This window comes from Lelliottia sp. GFLA7 (assembly GCF_056490165.1).
Map to the genome: position 1 here is coordinate 819,902 of NZ_JBWLAQ010000001.1, position 19,407 is coordinate 839,308.

Here is a 19,407-nt window from a genome sequence, read left to right on the forward strand (position 1 = left end):
TGCCAGGCTACTCACTCATTGCTCAACTTCATTCACCCAGGGGGAAAACTTGCAGGGTAAAGAACTCCAGGATTTTGTTATAGACAAAATTGATGACCTGAAAGGTCAGGACATCATCGCTATCGACGTTCACGGTCGTTCCAGTATCACCGACTGCATGATTATTTGCACCGGTACTTCCACTCGCCACGTTGCCTCAATTGCTGACCACGTTGTTCAGGAATCTCGCGCTGCAGGGCTTATGCCACTGGGTGTGGAAGGCGAAGCCATTGCTGACTGGGTTGTTGTTGACCTCGGTGATGTGATTGTCCATGTCATGCAGGACGAAAGCCGTCGTCTGTATGAGCTGGAAAAGCTCTGGGGTTGATGCGTGAAGTTGCAACTGGTAGCCGTCGGCACAAAAATGCCAGACTGGGTACAGACGGGTTTTACTGAATATCTGCGTCGTTTTCCTAAAGACATGCCGTTCGAACTGGTGGAAATTCCAGCAGGAAAACGCGGTAAAAACGCAGATATCAAGCGTATTCTCGATAAAGAGGGTGAGTTGATGCTGGCTGCCGCTGGCAAGAACCGCATCGTTACCCTTGATATCCCAGGCAAACCCTGGGATACGCCGCAGCTGGCGCAAGAACTGGAGCGCTGGAAGCTGGATGGCCGTGACGTCAGCCTGCTGATCGGCGGGCCAGAAGGATTATCCTCAGCTTGTAAAGCGGCCGCAGAACAAAGTTGGTCCCTCTCCGCGCTTACGCTTCCTCACCCGCTTGTCCGGGTTTTGGTCGCGGAAAGCCTTTACCGCGCGTGGAGCATTACTACCAACCACCCTTATCACCGTGAGTAATGATTGACCAGGGCAAATTAAGCAGCGGATGAAACTACAGAATTCTTTTCGCGACTATTCGGCTGAGTCCGCGCTGTTTGTGCGTCGGGCTTTGGTCGCCTTTATCGGGATTTTGCTGCTGACTGGCGTGCTGATCGCCAACCTCTATAATCTGCAAATCGTCCGCTTTACCGACTATCAAACGCGCTCCAACGAAAACCGCATCAAGCTGGTGCCTATCGCGCCTAGCCGCGGCATTATCTACGACCGTAACGGCACGCCGCTGGCGTTAAACCGTACCATCTACCAAATCGAGATGATGCCGGAGAAAGTGGATAATGTGCAGGACGCGCTGGATGCGCTGAAAGGGGTGGTCGACCTCACCGATGATGACATCGCCACCTTTAAGAAAGAGCGCGCGCGTTCCCACCGTTTTACCTCGATTCCGGTGAAAACCAATTTGACGGAAGTCCAGGTCGCCCGCTTTGCGGTGAACCAGTATCGCTTCCCGGGTGTTGAGGTTAAAGGCTATAAGCGTCGCTATTATCCTTACGGCTCCGCGCTGACGCACGTCATTGGCTACGTTTCTAAGATTAACGATAAAGACGTTGAGCGCCTCGATAAAGACGGCAAGCTAGCAAACTACGCCGCGACCCATGATATCGGCAAGCTCGGCATTGAACGCTATTATGAAGACGTGCTGCACGGGCAGACGGGCTATGAAGAGGTTGAAGTTAACAACCGCGGTCGCGTTATCCGTCAGCTCAAAGAAGTGCCTCCACAAGCAGGCCACGACGTCTACCTGACGCTCGATCTCAAGCTCCAGCAGTATATTGAAACGCTACTGGCCGGCAGCCGTGCGGCCGTGGTCGTGACCGACCCGCGTAGCGGGGGAATTCTGGCTCTGGTTTCGATGCCAAGCTACGATCCCAATCTGTTTGTTGATGGCATCTCAAGCAAAGAATATTCCGGCTTGCTTAACGATCCGAACACCCCACTGATTAACCGTGCAACGCAAGGCGTCTACCCGCCAGCGTCCACCGTTAAGCCTTACGTCGCCGTCTCGGCGTTGAGTGCGGGCGTGATCAACCGCAATACCAGCCTGTTTGACCCTGGCTGGTGGCAGTTGCCTGGTTCTGAAAAACGTTATCGTGACTGGAAAAAATGGGGTCACGGTCATCTCAATATCACCAAATCGCTGGAAGAGTCGGCAGATACCTTCTTCTACCAGGTGGCCTATGATTTGGGCATCGATCGCCTCTCCGCGTGGATGAGCAAATTTGGTTACGGTCATTACACCGGCATTGACCTGGCGGAAGAGCGCTCAGGGAACATGCCGACACGTGAGTGGAAGCTCAAACGCTTTAAAAAACCGTGGTATCAAGGCGACACCATTCCGGTCGGCATCGGCCAGGGTTACTGGACCGCTACGCCCATTCAGATGAGCAAAGCGATGATGATCCTCATTAACGATGGCGTGGTGAAAGTACCGCACCTGCTGATGAGCACCGTTGAAGATGGTAAGCAAGTGCCGTGGTCGCAACCGCATGAAGCCCCGGTGGGCGATATTCATTCCGGCTTCTGGGAAATTGCCAAAGACGGCATGTATGGCGTGGCGAATCGTCCGAACGGCACCGCACATAAATACTTCGCAGGCGCACCGTACAAAGTGGCGGCGAAATCAGGTACCGCGCAGGTCTTTGGCCTGAAGGCGAACGAAACGTATAACGCGCACAAAATTGCTGAACGTCTGCGTGACCATAAGCTCATGACGGCATTTGCGCCTTATGATAATCCGCAGGTTGCGGTAGCGATGATTCTCGAGAACGGTGGTGCTGGCCCGGCAGTCGGGACAATCATGCGCCAAATCCTCGACCATATTATGCTGGGCGATAACAACACCGAGCTACCTGCTGAAACCCCAGCCGCCACCGCAGCGGAGGACCAATAATCATGAAGGATAATCCGAACAGAAAATCGCTGTGGGACAAAATCCACATCGACCCGGCGATGCTGCTGATCCTGCTGGCATTGCTGACGTATAGCGCCCTCGTCATCTGGAGCGCCAGCGGGCAGGATATCGGCATGATGGAGCGCAAAATCGGCCAGATCGCGATGGGCCTGGTGATCATGGTAGTAATGGCGCAAATTCCGCCGCGCGTTTACGAAGGCTGGGCGCCCTATCTATACTTTGTCTGTATCATTCTGCTGATCGCTGTCGATGCGTTCGGGGCGATTTCAAAAGGGGCACAGCGCTGGCTGGACTTGGGGATTGTGCGTTTCCAGCCGTCTGAAATTGCTAAAATCGCCGTACCGCTGATGGTGGCCCGCTTTATCAACCGTGACGTCTGCCCGCCCTCGCTGAAAAATACCGCTATCGCGCTGGTGCTGATTTTCTTGCCAACGCTCCTGGTGGCAGCGCAGCCAGACCTGGGGACATCAATTCTCGTCGCATTATCTGGCCTGTTCGTCCTGTTCTTATCCGGGTTGAGCTGGCGGTTGATTGGGATCGCGGTAGTGTTGATCGCCGCCTTTATACCGATACTGTGGTTCTTCCTGATGCACGATTATCAGCGACAGCGTGTCATGATGCTGCTTGATCCGGAAACCGATCCGCTCGGCGCGGGCTATCATATTATTCAGTCAAAGATTGCCATTGGTTCCGGTGGATTGCGGGGGAAAGGCTGGCTGCACGGTACGCAGTCGCAGCTTGAATTCCTGCCGGAGCGCCACACGGACTTTATCTTCGCCGTTCTGGCTGAAGAGTTGGGTCTGGTGGGCATCTTGATTTTACTGGGGTTATACCTGCTGCTGATTATGCGTGGCCTGTGGATTGCCGCACATGCGCAAACCACATTCGGGCGCGTCATGGCCGGTGGGTTGATGTTGATTCTGTTCGTTTATGTCTTCGTAAATATTGGTATGGTGAGTGGAATTCTGCCCGTCGTTGGCGTGCCGCTCCCGCTGGTAAGCTACGGAGGCTCGGCACTGATCGTCTTGATGGCTGGGTTCGGGATAGTCATGTCTATCCATACCCACAGAAAAATGTTGTCCAAGAGCGTATAAAAATAAGGGGATTGCAATGCGCAAGCAGTGGCTGGGTGTCTGCATCGCAGCAAGTTTACTTGCTGCCTGTTCAAGTGATGATGGTCAACAGCAGGCGACCATAGCGCCGCCGCAGCCTGCGGTTTGTAACGCTCCGGTGGTTGAAATCAGCGGTGCCGATCCGGTTTACGAGCCGCTGAATGCGACCGCTAATCAGGATTACGAGCGCGACGGTAAGCGATATAAAATCGTTCAGGATCCGTCCCGTTTCAGCCAGGCCGGCTTTGCGGCGATTTATGACGCAGAGCCTGGCAGCAACCAGACTGCATCCGGTGAAGCGTTTGATCCCATGCAAATCACCGCTGCGCATGCGACCTTACCTATCCCAAGCTACGTGCGCGTCACTAACCTCGCCAACGGTCGCATGATTGTGGTGCGTATTAATGACCGCGGGCCGTACGGCACTGACCGCGTGATTTCGCTGTCGCGCGCGGCGGCTGACCGTCTTAATACCTCGAACAATACCAAAGTGCGCATCGATCCTATTATTGTCGCGCAAGACGGGACGCTTTCCGGCCCGGGCACGGTGTGTACCACCGTCGCGAAACAGACTTATGCTCTGCCGTCACGCCCGGATTTAAGCGGGGGTATGGGCAGCGCTTCTTCGGCTTCTGAGCCGATGCCGCCTCAGGGCGACGTACGTGAGATCAGCAACGATACGCTGAAAAGTGACGATACGACTGGCGCTCCTGTAAGCAGTAGCGGTTTCCTGGGCGCACCGACCACGCTCGCTTCTGGTGTGCTGGAAGGGAGTGAACCCACGCCAGCACCCGTCGTTGCGACACCTGCCGCGCAACCTGCTCCCGTTGTGGCTCCGGTCGCTGCACAGAATACGGCTACCCCAGCCGCAGCCTCTACCGCAGGTGGATTTGTGGTTCAGGTTGGCGCTGTGAGCGATCAGGCACGTGCGCAGCAGTATCAACAACGTCTGACGCAGCAGTTCGACGTTCCGGGTCGTGTGGTGCAAAACGGCGCCGTCTGGCGTATCCAGATGGGACCATTCGCCAGCAAGTCACAGGCCAGCGCGTTACAGCAACGTCTGCAAAGCGAAGCGCAATTACAGTCGTTTATCGCTGTTGCAAACTAATTAATCGGCGGTATCCGAATTGTCAGCTTGTGTAACCAACGTTCACAAACTCGTGCTGAAAGTCGGATGCCTGCCTGTATAGCTTTTGCTATAGTAAGGCACTTTTTTTAATTCCATCACGGATGTCGTTGTTCTGACCATGAAGACCACTTTCTCCGCTCGTTTTCTGCAGCGCATGGCGCTGACCACGGCCCTTTGCGCAGCAACGCTGTCAGTTGCTCACGCTGATGACCTGAATATCAAGACCATGATCCCTGGCGTTCCGCAAATTGACGCGGAATCGTATATCCTGATCGACTACAACTCTGGCAAAGTGCTGGCTGAAATGAACGCGGATTCACGCCGTGACCCGGCTAGCCTCACCAAGATGATGACCAGCTATGTCATCGGTCAGGCCATGAAAGCGGGCAAGTTCAAAGAGACTGATCTGGTTACCGTGGGTAACGATGCATGGGCTACCGGTAACCCGGTGTTCAAAGGCTCTTCCCTAATGTTCCTGAAACCAGGCATGCAGGTTCCCGTATCGCAGCTGATCCGGGGTATCAACCTGCAATCAGGTAACGATGCCTGTGTTGCGATGGCCGATTTTGCGGCGGGCAGCCAGGATGCGTTCGTGGGCTTGATGAACAGCTACGTTTCCGCGCTGGGTCTGAAAAACAGCCACTTCCAGACCGTTCACGGCCTTGATGCTGAAGGTCAGTACAGTTCTGCACGTGACATGGCGCTGATTGGTCAGGCACTTATCCGCGACGTTCCCAACGAATACACCATCTATAAAGAAAAAGAATTTACCTTTAACGGTATCCGTCAGACCAACCGCAACGGCTTACTGTGGGATAACAGCCTGAAGGTTGACGGCATCAAAACAGGCCATACGGATAAAGCCGGTTACAACCTGGTGGCGTCCGCAACGGAAGGTCAGATGCGTTTGATCTCCGCCGTGATGGGGGGGCGCACCTTTAAAGGCCGTGAAACCGAAAGTAAAAAACTTCTGACCTGGGGCTTCCGTTTCTTCGAAACCGTGAACCCACTGAAAGCCGGTAAAGAGTTTGCCTCTGAGCCAGTGTGGTTTGGCGACAACGACCGCGCGTCGCTGGGTGTTGATAAAGATCTGTACCTGACAATACCTCGTGGCCGTATGAAAGACCTGAAAGCTAGCTACGTGCTCAACACCAGTGAACTCCACGCACCACTGAAGAAAAACCAGGTTGTTGGTACTATCAACTTCCAGTTGGATGGAAAAACCATCGATCAGCGCCCTCTGGTTGTTCTTGACGAAATTCCTGAAGGCAATTTCTTCAGCAAAATCATTGATTACATTAAATTGATGTTCCATCACTGGTTTGGTTAATAATTGAACACTTGAAAGTGTGATTTCCATCCCCATATACTAGGTATCCAGATAACTCCCACCCGTTGTGGGAGTTATTATTTTTGATGTACTGCCGGAGCTGACATGAAAACCAAACTTAACGAACTGCTTGAATTCCCAACCTCATTTACTTACAAAGTAATGGGTCAGGCATTGCCGGAGCTGGTTGACCAAGTGGTTGAAGTGGTACAGCGCCATGCGCCAGGTGACTACTCTCCGACGGTAAAACCGAGCAGCAAAGGCAACTACCATTCCGTCTCAATTACCATTACTGCCACGCATATTGAGCAGGTTGAGACGCTGTACGAAGAGCTTGGTAATATCGACATCGTACGTATGGTGCTGTAATCCCCGTGGTTACCCGCTTTGCCGGGTAACCCACTTTAGCCTCTGTGATATACTCCCCACACCCTTTTGTCGCCATATCCCCGGAGTTGCTGTTTTGTATCAGGATAAAATTCTTGTCCGCCATCTCGGGCTGCAACCCTATGAGCCTGTCTCTCAGGCCATGCATGATTTCACCGATTCTCGCGATGACCACACGCCTGACGAAATCTGGCTGGTAGAACATCATCCCGTTTTCACTCAAGGCCAGGCTGGAAAAGCAGAGCACGTATTAGTTCCAGGTGACATTCCTGTTATCCAAAGTGACCGCGGCGGGCAAGTGACCTATCACGGACCTGGTCAGCAGGTCATGTACGTTCTCCTGAATCTGAAGCGTCGTAAGCTGGGTGTCCGCGAATTGGTCACTTTGCTCGAACAAACCGTGGTTGATACCCTGGCTGAGTACGGTATTGACGCTCATCCGCGTGCTGATGCGCCGGGGGTGTATGTCGGTGAGATGAAGATCTGCTCGTTAGGTTTGCGAATCAGAAAAGGGTGCTCATTTCATGGGCTTGCGCTCAATATCAACATGGATCTATCCCCCTTCCTGCGCATCAATCCTTGCGGTTATGCAGGAATGGAAATGACCCAAATGCGTCAGTGGGTAGAAAACGTCACACCGGGTATTATTGGCCCCCTCCTGGTGAGTAAACTTTTAGCGCTGCTAAACAATCCCCCGCACGAATATATTCCCGCTTAATATATAATACATGATGGCCTCTTTATTTAGCCGGCCATCGCGTATTTGCCGCTTTTCAGCTTTACAATAATCCGCAGATTCTATATTTTCGAAGCGCTTGAGCGAGTGGAACTAATTTCATCATTCTTTATTCAGTAAATGAATATTTACTGAATAAATGGTCATCATTTGATCGGTAATTTTTCAACTGATTGATTTTGATAAACAAGTGAAATCCGCAAAACACTTTAAAAATCACTACAAGCATAATATATAAATTCAACTATCATTCATATTGTGAATGAATACGGAGTGACAGCGTGGATTATAATAATTTACCAGCTAAACGACTGATTGATCCCGGCGGACAAGACAAGCCGCAAGTTTTTCGGACTTTACGCAATATTGACCTCAATTTATTAACGATCTTTGAGGCAGTATATGTCCATAAGGGTATCGTTAATGCTGCGAAAATTCTTAATCTCACCCCGTCGGCAATTAGTCAGTCCATTCAAAAATTGCGTGCCATTTTTCCTGATCCTCTTTTTATACGTAAAGGTCAGGGAGTCACACCCACTGCGTATGCCACTCACCTGCATGAGTACATTAGCCAGGGGCTAGAGTCGATTCTCGGCGCGCTGGATCTGACCGGAAGTTATGATAAGCAACGGACCATTACCATTGGCACCTCCCCTTCGGTAGGTGCGCTGGTCTTGCCCACGATTTATCAGGCAGTCAAACGTGAAGCGCCGCAATTATTGCTGCGAAATATTCAGGTTAATGACACCGAAACGCAGCTTGCTCAGTTTCAGACAGACCTGATCATCGACAGCAACTCTTTCGGCTCTCGCGCCCTGGCTCACAGTGTCCTTTATGCCGATGGATTGCTGCTGGTTTGCCGCAAAAATCATCCTGCGCTAAGCCAGACCGCGACCATGGAAAATTTGCGCGACTATGAATACGCTTTATTCATGAATGATGGGCATAACCTAAACCATCTTCGCCAGCGTATTAACGATCTGTTCCCGGATCGCCAGATTAGCTTTAGCAGTTACAATATGTTCACGATTGCCGCGCTGATTGGCAGCAGCGATTTGATCACCATCATGCCTGCGCGACTGTACAATCTGCTGCGCCACTGTTGGCCGCTCGAGCAAATTCCTTTCGCGCCTCTAAATGCAGAATCTATCGAGATCTCACTGCATTACAACAAGCTCAGTCTTCGCGATCCGGTGCTGGAAAATGTTATCAACATTGTCCGCCAGGCTTTTTGAGGATCCGCCCAACACACGGCCTGCCCCAATAGGGGCAAAGGCACAAAACAACAACTATTTTACAATTTGGCGACCTCACAGGCTGCTTTATCGTCCGTATCAATGATATACTGCCTGTCGTTCGTTCAAAAATAGTTGATAAATACAACATTCCCTTGAATTGAAACGCTTTCCCTCGATTTCGCAACTGGAACACGCACGCTATGAGTAAACCCATTGTGATGGAACGCGGTGTTAAGTACCGCGACGCCGATAAAATGGCCCTTATCCCGGTTAAAAACGTGGTTACGGAGCGCGAAGCGCTGTTAAGAAAACCGGAATGGATGAAAATCAAACTTCCGGCTGACTCTTCACGCATTCAGGGTATCAAAGCGGCGATGCGTAAGAATGGCCTTCATTCTGTATGTGAAGAAGCGTCTTGCCCTAACCTTGCGGAATGTTTCAACCACGGTACCGCCACCTTCATGATCCTGGGAGCTATCTGCACCCGTCGCTGCCCGTTCTGCGATGTGGCGCATGGTCGTCCAGTCGCGCCCGACGCCAACGAACCGCTGAAGCTGGCTCAGACCATTGCTGACATGGCGCTTCGCTACGTGGTGATTACCTCCGTTGACCGTGACGATCTCCGTGATGGTGGCGCGCAGCACTTTGCAGATTGTATCAGTGCCATCCGCGAGAAAAGCCCAAGCATCAAGATTGAAACGTTGGTCCCTGATTTCCGTGGTCGTATGGATCGTGCGCTGGAGATTCTCACCGCGACGCCACCAGATGTGTTTAACCACAACCTGGAAAACGTTCCACGTGTTTATCGTCAGGTACGACCAGGCGCTGACTACAACTGGTCCCTGAAGCTGCTGGAGCGCTTTAAAGAAGCACATCCGCATATTCCGACTAAATCAGGTCTGATGGTCGGCTTGGGCGAAACCAACGCTGAAATTATCGAAGTAATGCGCGACCTGCGTCGCCATGGCGTAACCATGCTGACCCTGGGCCAATATCTGCAGCCAAGCCGCCACCACTTGCCGGTTCAGCGTTATGTTAGCCCTGATGAGTTTGATGAGATGAAAGCCGAAGCGATGGCGATGGGCTTTACCCACGCAGCCTGCGGCCCGTTTGTTCGCTCGTCTTACCATGCTGATATGCAGGCGAAAGGCGAAGAAGTGAAGTAACAAGTTATTACACTTCACCCATAAAAAAACCGGCTTATAAGCCGGTTTTTTTCTTTCCGAATGCCTGGAAAGATTTTGCCATTACTCTTTGTGCGAGAGCTTTTCCGCCGTAACGTCGCCATCTGCGGTTTTCTTCGCATTAGCGTCGTCATCGTTCATCGCTTTTTTGAAGCCTTTAATGGCCGTACCCAGGTCTCCGCCCAGCGTACGTAACTTCTTGGTACCAAACAGCAGAACAACCAGCGCCGCGACCACCAGCAGTTTGGTAATACTAATCTCACCCATAGATACCTTCTTTCACTGAAAACAGGCTGCATACTGCGCCAAAAAACCTGATCTAATTAACGGACATTCGACGCGCGGACACAATAGCAATCTGTAACAAGGTGAATCAAGCACTGATGAAAAAAACGTCATAATAATTGCGGTGGCGCAAACCGTCTGTTGCGTAGCACCGGTAATTGTCGACGCGCGAGTGCGATTCGCTCGCGATCAATCTCCGCCATCAGAAGCGCGGGTGCCTCGCCTGCCGCCGCGATAGTCACCCCGAGCGGATCAACCACACGGCTTTGCCCGATATTTTTATTGCCGCACTCTCCAGACGCCACCACATAGCAGGTTGTATCCAGCGCCCGTGCAGTGAGCAATGTTGCCCAATGATGCTCTTTAAGCGGGCCTTTCACCCATGCCGCAGGCAGAACCAATACATCAGCCCCTGCCAGGGCAAGGTTCAGTGCCATCTCCGGGAAACGTAAATCGTAGCAAGTCATCAATCCAAAACGGATGCCGTCGATATCAATCAGCGGCGGAATCTGATTCCCTGGGTCAACCAGTCGGGATTCCTGAATATTGAACGCATCGTAGAGATGGAGTTTTGCATAGTGCGCAATGATTTTCCCTTCACGCAAAACGACAAGCGTGTTTTCGGCTCTGCCCTGAGTCGTCGGAACGTGGACCGTTAAAATCGTGGTGAGTCTGTTACTTTTGCTCTCTGCCAGTAACAGCGTCAAAAAACCGCCGTCCAGCCGCTGCGCAGACTTAACGGAGAGATCAGGATCGTTATCATCACGCGCCAAAAGCGCTTCAGGCAGCACCAGCAATGCAGCGTCCTGTCTTGCAGACTGCGCCATCAATGCGATACAGAGACGCGCATTTTCATGCCAGTCTGCCGTTACGGCGAACTGCCCAACTGCAACAATCATATTTATCCCCTACGTAAATTAGCGCTACACTTGGCCCCTTACTACATCAAATAGCAGGAACTGACCGTGTTACAACTCTTTTTAGCGGTTTTTATTGGTGGTGGGACAGGTAGCGTAGCGCGATGGTTTCTCAGCATGCGCTTTAACCCTATGCATCAGGCCATTCCATTGGGGACGCTTACGGCAAACCTGATAGGCGCTTTTATCATTGGAATGGGGCTGGCCTGGTTTAATCGAATGACCCATATCGACCCGATGTGGAAACTGCTGATCACCACCGGATTCTGTGGCGGCCTGACGACCTTTTCAACCTTCTCTGCCGAAGTGGTCTTTTTGTTGCAGGATGGTCGCATAAACTGGGCACTGGCAAACATTGCCGTCAATATGCTGGGTTCGTTTGCGATGACGGCGCTCGCATTTTGGTTATTTTCCGCCGCAAGCGCGCACTAAACACAACAGCGTTAATGTTGGCTTAATTTTTCTCTGTCACTCTTGTCGCAATATTGATTGAGGGTGATGGCATGAAAGAAAATTTGATGAGCGCGGGAATGGTATTACTGAGCGTGTTGATCGTCGCCAGTTTTCTAAGATTATATTTATTTAGCTGATGATACGCCAAAAAAAACCCGCTCATTGAGCGGGTTTTGAAGTTCTTGCTGACCTGTCTGAATTACAGAGCAGTTACGTTAGCAGCAGAAGGACCTTTGGCACCGTTAGTGATTTCGAACTCAACGCGCTGGCCTTCAGCCAGGGTTTTGAAACCATTAGTCTGGATTGCAGAGAAGTGAACGAACACATCTTTGCTGCCATCTTCCGGAGTAATGAAACCGAATCCTTTGGACTCATTAAACCACTTAACGTTACCTTTAATCTTAGACATCAAAATTACCTTTGCATGAAAAATGGACACAAATGCTGTGTCGGGTATCAGTACAACAATTGTGGCGCATTTTGTCCAGAGGTTCTTTGTTAAAAAGTGACAAAAGTCGCGTTAATTTTATCGACTGGCAGTTTGTCCTTAACCCACGCAAAACAGGTCTGTTTTTACACTAATTTGTGGACAATTTTCAGTTAAAACTGGAAGCGCATCCAGGCGAAGTACACGTTTCCGTTGTTATACGTTCCAGGAATGTAGGTCATCTGGAAGGTCGCCGGGCCGTAGCCGATTGATGCCAGCGGTAACAGCACCGGAATGGGGATGTATTTCCAGTTATCACGCGCCGTAAAGCCTGCCGTGTACCCCAGACCCAAATGGAAATTATCATCCGCCAGCGGACGCCAGGTTTTCTCCCAGCCATAGCCGCCGATAGGTTCCCATTTGTTATAGGAATCTTTAAACGCCATCAGATACAAACCGTGCCAGTTGCCTTTGTCATCCCAACGTGACTGACCAAAACCCGCACCCCATGGGCGCTCGTTGTAACGGTCCGTTTTCTCTTTGTCGTACGCAAAACGGGCATGCCACGTTATAGCTGGCACATACAGATCGTAATGCTCTGGCTCATTCCATGTCTGAGTCACGTTGCCGGTGAACGTCGAGAACCACCCTTTTTGCGATGTCGTCTCATCTGCGACTGCCGATGTTGAAAGCGTAAGCTGTGCAAAAATAAACAACACAAACAAATAAATATTATTTTTTACCGTCACAATACAATTACCATTTTTAGTATTCGGCAGAATTTTAACAAACTTTAATTGAATGAAACCATAACGACATCGGTGAAAGTCCGAATTATTAAGTTACAAAATGGGAATAATCCTACAGAACGTGACGATGCGCCTTGAAATAAGCAAGGCGCTTACGCTACCTAACTTTTATGCAACAATTTATACAGTGCGGGAATAACTAACATCGACAACAAAGGCGCAGTGACCATTCCCCCTATCATCGGCGCGGCGATGCGCTGCATGACCTCGGAACCGCTGCCACCGCCCCACATAATCGGCAGTAAGCCCGCCATAATCGTCGCGACGGTCATCACTTTTGGCCGCACGCGCAGGACTGCTCCTTCATGGATCGCACGCATTACCATCCTGTTTCCACCCTCAGGATCTCGCTGACGATATTTATCAAGCGCCTGATTGAGATACAGCACCATAATAACGCCAAACTCGGCAGCAACACCGGCAAGCGCTATAAAGCCGACGGCACCCGCAACGGAAAGATTATATCCCAGCAGCCAAAGCAACCACACCCCGCCGATAAGCGCAAAAGGTAATGTCCCCATTATTAATAAGACATCAGAAATACGTTTAAAGGTCAGCCACAAAAGAATAAAGATAATCATTAAGGTTATTGGGAGAACGATTTTCAATTTCTCTGTGGCACGCTCCAGATATTCAAATTGCCCGGACCACGACAGCGATACCCCCTGTGGAAGCGCGATCGTCTCCGCCACCCGCTGTTGCATTTCGGTCACCGCCGACTTTAAATCTCGTCCACGCAGATCCACATAAATCCAGTTCGAGAGCCGCGCATTCTCACTTTTCAGCATTGGCGGGCCTTCGGTGACGACGATATCCGCCAGTTCACCCAGTGCAATCTGGCTCCCATTCGTGGTGATAACGGGTAACATTCGGAGCTTTTCGACGCTGTCACGAACGTCGCGGGGGTAGCGCACATTGATGGGGTAACGTTCTCGGCCCTGAAGCACTTCGCCGATATTGTCACCGCCAACCAAGGTGGAGACCATCCCCTGCAACTCGTCAACCGACACGCCATACCGTGCGGCTTTTTGCCTGTCGATACGGATATCCACGTAGCGCCCACCCGCCAGCCGCTCGGCCAGCGCAGACGTCACGCCCGGTACCTGTTTCACAATCTGCTCAATCTGAGCAGCGACACGTTCGATATCGGCAATATTGCTGCCGTTCACCTTAATCCCCACCGGGCTTTTGATGCCCGTCGCCAGCATATCAAGGCGATTGCGAATCGGTGGCACCCACACGTTCGCGATACCGGGTATTGAGACGATTTTATCCAGTTCTTCGACCAATTTCGCGGGCGTCATGCCCGACCGCCATTGTTCACGCGGGATAAAGTGGATCGTTGTTTCCAGCATCGTGAGCGGCGCGGGATCGGTCGCGGTGTCCGCCCGTCCAGCCTTACCAAACACGCTCGCCACTTCCGGTACGCTTTTAATTAACCGATCCGTTTGTTGCAGCAAACGGCTGGCTTCGCGCGCCGAAATTCCCGGCAGCGTAGACGGCATATACAGCAGATCGCCTTCGTCCAGCGGGGGCATAAACTCACTGCCAAGACGACTCAGCGGCCACAGCGTCACCAGTAAAAGCAGCAATGCCAGCGCCAGCGTCGTTTTGGGAAACGCCAGAACTTTATCGAGCAGCGGTTCATAAAGCCGAATCAAAAAACGGTTAATCGGATTGGCTTTTTCGTCAGGAATTTTACCGCGAATAAAATAGCCCATCAGCACCGGAATGAGCGTAATGCCCAGCCCTGCCGCCATGGCCATCGCCCAGGTTTTGGTAAACGCCAGCGGCGAAAACATCCGCCCTTCCTGCGCCTCAAGGGAAAATACCGGAATGAACGACAGCGTAATGATCAGCAGGCTACAAAACAGCGCAGGTCCCACTTCCACTGCGGCACGCTCCGCCAGACGCCAGTAGTCCGCCGATGCCGGTTCTTCGTCTGGATGATCGTGCCGCCACTGCTCGAGCACTTTGTGCATGTTCTCGATCATCACGATCGCGGCATCCACCATCGCCCCGATGGCAATGGCAATCCCGCCCAGCGACATAATGTTGGCGTTGATACCCTGATAGTGCATCACCACAAACGCGCCCAAAATCCCCAGCGGCAGCGAAACAATCGCCACCAGCGCGGAACGGAAGTGAAACAGAAACAGCGCACACACCAGAACGACGACGGCGAACTCCTCCAGCAGTTTGTGCGTCAGCGTTTTGACCGATTCCTCAATCAGCTTCGATCGGTCGTACACCGGAACAATCTCAACCCCTTCTGGCAACGTTTTTTGCAGCGCGCTGAGTTTTTCTTTCACAGCATGAAGCGTTTCAAGCGCGTTCTGGCCGTATCGCATCACCACCACGCCGCCCGCGACTTCGCCCTCGCCGTTAAGCTCCGCCACACCCCGACGGATCTCCGGCCCCAGGCCGACCGTCGCCACGTCTTTTAGCAATACAGGGATCCCGTCGCGCGTGGCGATCACCACGTTCCTGAAATCATCCAGCGTGCGCAGATAACCGGTGGTACGCACCATGTATTCCGCTTCGCCGCTCTCCAGCAACGCGCCGCCGCTCTCCTTGTTTGCCGCCTGTAACGCGCTCACGATCTGCCCGTGGGTGATATTGAGCGCACGCATTTTCTCGGGGGCGACCACAATTTGATACTGACGCACCATCCCGCCGATGCTCGCCACTTCCGACACATTCGGTACCGTTTTCAGCTCAAACTTGAGCGTCCAGTCCTGAAGTGCGCGTAAATCGGCCAGGCTGTGCTTACCCGTGCGAGCGACGAGCGCGTACTCATAGATCCAGCCCACGCCCGTCGCATCCGGTCCCAGAGAGGCTTTCACTCCCGCCGGTAACTGCGACTGCACCTGGCTTAAATACTCCAGCACCCGTGAGCGCGCCCAGTAGAGATCGGTGCCATCTTCAAACAGCACATATACATAGGCATCGCCAAACATCGAAAAACCGCGCACAGTTTTAGCACCAGGCACTGACAGCATTGACGTCGTTAGCGGCCAGGTCACCTGATCCTCAATCACCTGCGGCGCTTTACCCGGATAACTGGCTTTGACGATAACCTGCACATCCGACAGGTCGGGCAACGCATCCAGCGGTGCGCGTTGCACCGCCCACCAGCCCCAGCCCGCCATCACACAGGCCGCCAGAATAACCAGCAGACGGTTACGTAACGACGCACGAATCACGGCAGCAATCATTTCGTCACCTCCGGCAATGCGCTACGCAGACTGGCTTCAGAGTCGATCAGGAATTGCCCCGACGTCACCACGGTGTCGCCCGCCTGCACCCCTGTGAGAATCTCCGTCCAGCCATCGGCGCTCACACCCGTAGTAACGTTCACCGGATGGAAAAAGCCTTCGCCGCTTGCCAGCAGCACACGCTGCGATGCCCCGCTATTGATCACCGATTCCTCCGGTACCGCCAGCACCGACGCCTCCGTTTTTTGCCCTGCACGAACGACGTTCAGGAACATCCCCGGCTTAAGCGTGTGTTGCGGATTGTCCATCACAACGCGTGCCTTGAGGGTTCGCGTGGCGGTATCCAGCTGCGGCAATAGCTCGCTGACGGTGCCGTGAAAGCGCTGGCCCGGAAAGCTTTCCGACGTCGCCATCATTTCGCTGCCCACCGTGAGCGCTTGCACCTGATTTTGCGGGTAATCGACCACCAGCCAGACGCTGTCCAGCGAAGCCATATCAAACACCGGTGCAGTGGCCGCCACCTGCGCGCCCTCCCGGACGTTCAGCTTTGCCACATACCCCGCTTGTTCTGACCGCAGAGTTAATCGGGTTTGAGGTTTTCCACTGCGCTCCAGCGCGCGGATCGTCTCTTCTGGCATAAACTGGAGCGCCAGCCTGTCGCGTGCGGCGCGGGTTAACATCGCATCGCCAAGCTGACGGACGGCCAGATATTCCTGCTGCGCGGTCGTCCACTGCGGGACCCAGATCTCTGCCAGCGCCTCACCGGCCTTGACCTGCTGTTGCTCGGCGCGCACGTACAGTTTTGAAATCACGCCCGTGGTAGGCGCAGGGATCGTGGTCAGCATCCGCTCGTTGATCGACACGGTCGCAAATGCCGTAAACGGATGCGTAAGCTGACGCATCTGCACTTTGGCGGTCTTCATCCCGAGGTTTTGCTGCTGTTGAGCGCTCACTCCTACGCCCGTCGCTGCTTTCTCTTCGTCGGCATAACGCGCCACCAATTCCATGTCCATAAACGGTGATTTGCCCGGCTTATCAAAACGCTGTCCGGGCATCATCGGGTCGTACCAGTAGAGCACGTTGCGCTCCGCCGTTTTCACAACTTCAGGTGTGGCATGCGACTGGCGCTGTCCAAGGAAATATCCCCCGCCAGCAGCCAGCAGTACGGCGAGCGCCACAGCGGTTAATGTTGTTGTTTTCATTGTGTGATTTCCTGTGGGCTCAGCCATTGAATCGCGGCCCAGGTACGCGCCATTTCGCGCTCGGTCTGATTTACGGCCAGTTCGGTATCCAACACGCTGCGACGCGCCTCAAGCAATGCGGGCAGCGCCGACTGCCCGGAGCGATACTGCGCGGCGAGTACATTCAGCCGCGCGTACTGCAACGGTAAAATGTCATCGCGCTGGCGTAGCCACAGCGTTTGCGCGGCCTGATACTGCGCCACCAGAGACTGCACCTGCGCCAGATGTTCGCGTTGAATCAACGTCAACTGATCCACCGCCTGCATCGAGCGCGACACGTCAGCGGCATACTCTTTATCCTGTCGACGCGACTGAAACAGCGGCAGATCGACCGTAAACATCACCCCGGCCATATCGTCGTATCCTTCGGCGCGATGGGAATAGAACACTTCCACGTCCACATCAGGAATCGCTGCAACGGCCGACTGCGCCGAGCGGGCTTTCGCCGTTTCTGATTCGCGCTGCGCCGCCTCGACTTCGGGATGTCGGACTATCGCGTCGGCCAGCGTTTTTTCATCCGCCGGTAACCGCTGATAGCGTGGCAACGGGCCTTGCACCTCGGTTATCGCCTGGCCGGTCAACTGAAACAGACGGCTTTGCGCCAGTTGCACATCCCGTTTCGCCAGCGTCACGCTGTCGCGCATCGCGCTAAGCGTCATCTGGAGCGACAACACGCTGTCGGGTGTGGCGCTGCCTGCTGCCACGCTCGCCTTCTGCACGCCCTGCTGGCGCTCTGTTTCGCTCACGCGTTGATGAGCGATTGTTAGCGCCTGCTGAGCAAGCGCTAAATCGAGCCACGCCTGCGCGGTATCTCGCTGAAGCGCGGCGCGGATGGTCGCCGACTTCGCCACCACACCGCGGGCCTGCGCCTGCAAGGTCTGCGATTTACGCTCGCGCTTTTCGGCACTCACGTAACTCTGCATGATGCCAATCCGCTGCATGGTCATGCCTTCGCGGGTAAAGCGCTGGTCGTTACTGCCCTGAACCGGCACGTTTTCGATGCCGAACTTCAGTTTGGGATCGGGAAGTTGGGTGGCGGATTCCGCCATCGCATCCAGCGCCTGCGCTTCATTACGGCTGGCGGAAAGTTCGGCTGAATAGCGCTGGGCCACGGAAAGGGTTTGCGCCAGCGTCCATGGCTCCGCCTGAGCGGCGGAGCAAAACACGCCGAGCAGCACCCCACCGAGCCAGATGCTCAGTGTCGTTTTTTTCATGATGTCCTCGCTTAGTGCAGCGGCGTCAGAGAGCGTATCTGAAAGCCATCGCCCGCCCGCTCAAGCGTGAAGGTGACGCGATCGCCGGGCTTCACTAAGGACGTCTCAGCGGTTTTCGCGAGGGTGAAAGGCATGGTCATCGCAGGCCATTTCAGTTCAGGAATGGCCTGATGCTCAAGGATGATTTTGGGTGGTGAGATTTCCAGAACGCGTCCCTCCCCCTGCCAGCGCTGTGCGGCGGCAGACGGTTCGGTTGCCTGAACGGAAAAAGAAGAAAGGGAAAACAACGCGCCCATCAGCGCGGAAATAAATAAAGCTCGCATGATAAAACTCCTGTTAAACGTAAATTAAAAAATCAATTCAACGAATGAACAGGTTTCTACTCCCGGAACCGGCAAAAACGGATCGTTGCCGGTGGCCCCACAGCGGGAGGGGTGAGTGACCACACAGAATGCGCTATTTCGCTGCATTGTGGCGTGGTAAGGGCGAGCGTCATGACGGCGGGTAAGGCCACCAGATGCGGCTGCGCAGGATCTTTTTGTACCTGATCCGGCACGCAATGTTTTTCACACAGTGGGGAGGCACTGACGACATCGTGGGAAAGCGGTTTTGCCGTCATGTCCATATGCTGGATTGTGGCGGTTGCACCGCGCGGATCCAGCGAACAATCATGCGAAGCAATCGCCACCTGACTCTGGATCACCAGCCAGCCAAACGCGCATAAAAACATCAAAAGATGCTTTTTAAGAAATCGCAGGCGATAGGGCCAGTTGGCGTGCATATTCGCGTCGTCGGGTCATAAAAGGAATGCGAGTATAAGAACAGCTTTCGCAGAAATTAAAGTTATTTTAATCAGTTTTACGTTCTTAATCCGTTGCGCGGCAAAAGCACCGAATACCCTCAACAATATATTATCAATCCGATGACATACGTTAATG

The 19,407-nt window shown here is 53.2% G+C and carries 20 protein-coding genes; 11 read left to right on the forward strand and 9 right to left on the reverse strand.

Annotation, left to right across the window (positions count from 1 at the left end):
- Nucleotides 1–49 precede the first annotated feature (49 nt).
- The 10 genes from rsfS (at nucleotide 50) to lipA (ending at nucleotide 9,887) form a co-directional block, all read left to right on the forward strand.
- Nucleotides 50–367 (forward strand): ribosome silencing factor, encoded by a 318-nt coding sequence (rsfS, locus tag AC07RN_RS04015; RefSeq protein ID WP_012016572.1) that lies wholly within the window; start codon nucleotides 50–52, stop codon nucleotides 365–367.
- A 3-nt stretch (nucleotides 368–370) separates the two neighbouring features.
- Nucleotides 371–838, forward strand: coding sequence for a 23S rRNA (pseudouridine(1915)-N(3))-methyltransferase RlmH (gene rlmH / locus AC07RN_RS04020; RefSeq protein WP_012016571.1), 468 nt, complete (start codon nucleotides 371–373; stop codon nucleotides 836–838).
- Between the two features lie 28 nt (nucleotides 839–866).
- On the forward strand, nucleotides 867–2,768 hold the full coding sequence (gene mrdA / locus AC07RN_RS04025) for a peptidoglycan DD-transpeptidase MrdA (protein ID WP_133630853.1): 1,902 nt from the start codon (nucleotides 867–869) through the stop codon (nucleotides 2,766–2,768).
- A gap of 2 nt (nucleotides 2,769–2,770) precedes the next feature.
- Nucleotides 2,771–3,883 carry a peptidoglycan glycosyltransferase MrdB gene (gene mrdB, locus AC07RN_RS04030; protein WP_478335621.1) on the forward strand — a complete coding sequence of 371 codons (1,113 nt, stop codon included), beginning with the start codon at nucleotides 2,771–2,773 and terminating at the stop codon, nucleotides 3,881–3,883.
- 16 nt (nucleotides 3,884–3,899) lie between these two features.
- Nucleotides 3,900–5,009, forward strand: a complete 1,110-nt coding sequence (gene rlpA / locus AC07RN_RS04035; RefSeq protein ID WP_235135083.1) for an endolytic peptidoglycan transglycosylase RlpA — start codon at nucleotides 3,900–3,902, stop codon at nucleotides 5,007–5,009.
- 139 nt (nucleotides 5,010–5,148) lie between these two features.
- A complete protein-coding gene (dacA, locus tag AC07RN_RS04040) occupies nucleotides 5,149–6,360 on the forward strand; it encodes a D-alanyl-D-alanine carboxypeptidase DacA (RefSeq protein ID WP_478335622.1) in 1,212 nt (403 codons plus the stop codon).
- 105 nt (nucleotides 6,361–6,465) lie between these two features.
- Entirely contained in the window at nucleotides 6,466–6,729 is a 264-nt protein-coding gene (ybeD, locus tag AC07RN_RS04045; protein WP_012016566.1) for a DUF493 family protein YbeD, read from the forward strand.
- 94 nt (nucleotides 6,730–6,823) lie between these two features.
- A complete protein-coding gene (lipB, locus tag AC07RN_RS04050; protein ID WP_478335623.1) occupies nucleotides 6,824–7,465 on the forward strand; it encodes a lipoyl(octanoyl) transferase LipB in 642 nt (213 codons plus the stop codon).
- Nucleotides 7,466–7,764: 299 nt separating this feature from the next.
- Nucleotides 7,765–8,718 carry a YbeF family transcriptional regulator gene (locus tag AC07RN_RS04055; protein WP_012016564.1) on the forward strand — a complete coding sequence of 318 codons (954 nt, stop codon included), beginning with the start codon at nucleotides 7,765–7,767 and terminating at the stop codon, nucleotides 8,716–8,718.
- A gap of 203 nt (nucleotides 8,719–8,921) precedes the next feature.
- On the forward strand, nucleotides 8,922–9,887 hold the full coding sequence (lipA, locus tag AC07RN_RS04060; RefSeq protein WP_012016563.1) for a lipoyl synthase: 966 nt from the start codon (nucleotides 8,922–8,924) through the stop codon (nucleotides 9,885–9,887).
- Between the two features lie 81 nt (nucleotides 9,888–9,968).
- Here the strand turns inward: lipA and tatE are convergent, their stop codons facing one another.
- Both tatE and AC07RN_RS04070 read right to left on the reverse strand, forming a co-directional pair.
- Nucleotides 9,969–10,172 carry a twin-arginine translocase subunit TatE gene (tatE, locus tag AC07RN_RS04065; RefSeq protein WP_012016562.1) on the reverse strand — a complete coding sequence of 68 codons (204 nt, stop codon included), beginning with the start codon at nucleotides 10,170–10,172 and terminating at the stop codon, nucleotides 9,969–9,971.
- A gap of 128 nt (nucleotides 10,173–10,300) precedes the next feature.
- Nucleotides 10,301–11,089: a deaminated glutathione amidase gene (locus AC07RN_RS04070; RefSeq protein ID WP_478335624.1), complete on the reverse strand. Its 789-nt coding sequence runs from the start codon at nucleotides 11,087–11,089 to the stop codon at nucleotides 10,301–10,303.
- Between the two features lie 66 nt (nucleotides 11,090–11,155).
- On the opposite strand from AC07RN_RS04070, the gene crcB reads away from it, so the two are divergent.
- Nucleotides 11,156–11,539 carry a fluoride efflux transporter CrcB gene (gene crcB, locus AC07RN_RS04075; RefSeq protein WP_478335625.1) on the forward strand — a complete coding sequence of 128 codons (384 nt, stop codon included), beginning with the start codon at nucleotides 11,156–11,158 and terminating at the stop codon, nucleotides 11,537–11,539.
- A 220-nt stretch (nucleotides 11,540–11,759) separates the two neighbouring features.
- Here the strand turns inward: crcB and cspE are convergent, their stop codons facing one another.
- From cspE to AC07RN_RS04110, 7 genes are all read right to left on the reverse strand, one after another.
- Nucleotides 11,760–11,969, reverse strand: a complete 210-nt coding sequence (cspE, locus tag AC07RN_RS04080) for a transcription antiterminator/RNA stability regulator CspE (protein WP_000034826.1) — start codon at nucleotides 11,967–11,969, stop codon at nucleotides 11,760–11,762.
- Nucleotides 11,970–12,160: 191 nt separating this feature from the next.
- The gene (pagP, locus tag AC07RN_RS04085; protein ID WP_478335626.1) at nucleotides 12,161–12,736 is read right to left on the reverse strand and encodes a lipid IV(A) palmitoyltransferase PagP; all 576 of its coding nucleotides are present in this window, start codon (nucleotides 12,734–12,736) and stop codon (nucleotides 12,161–12,163) included.
- A gap of 161 nt (nucleotides 12,737–12,897) precedes the next feature.
- Nucleotides 12,898–16,014 (reverse strand): efflux RND transporter permease subunit, encoded by a 3,117-nt coding sequence (locus AC07RN_RS04090; protein ID WP_478335627.1) that lies wholly within the window; start codon nucleotides 16,012–16,014, stop codon nucleotides 12,898–12,900.
- A complete protein-coding gene (locus AC07RN_RS04095; RefSeq protein WP_478335628.1) occupies nucleotides 16,011–17,216 on the reverse strand; it encodes an efflux RND transporter periplasmic adaptor subunit in 1,206 nt (401 codons plus the stop codon). Before AC07RN_RS04095 ends, AC07RN_RS04090 begins: the two co-directional genes overlap by 4 nt.
- Nucleotides 17,213–18,469: a TolC family protein gene (locus AC07RN_RS04100; RefSeq protein WP_478335629.1), complete on the reverse strand. Its 1,257-nt coding sequence runs from the start codon at nucleotides 18,467–18,469 to the stop codon at nucleotides 17,213–17,215. The genes AC07RN_RS04095 and AC07RN_RS04100 overlap by 4 nt, the downstream gene beginning before the upstream one ends.
- A gap of 11 nt (nucleotides 18,470–18,480) precedes the next feature.
- The gene (locus tag AC07RN_RS04105) at nucleotides 18,481–18,792 is read right to left on the reverse strand and encodes a copper-binding protein (RefSeq protein WP_235135075.1); all 312 of its coding nucleotides are present in this window, start codon (nucleotides 18,790–18,792) and stop codon (nucleotides 18,481–18,483) included.
- A gap of 56 nt (nucleotides 18,793–18,848) precedes the next feature.
- Complete coding sequence (locus AC07RN_RS04110; protein WP_478335630.1) at nucleotides 18,849–19,250, reverse strand: hypothetical protein; 402 nt, start codon at nucleotides 19,248–19,250, stop codon at nucleotides 18,849–18,851.
- Nucleotides 19,251–19,407: the final 157 nt, after the last annotated feature.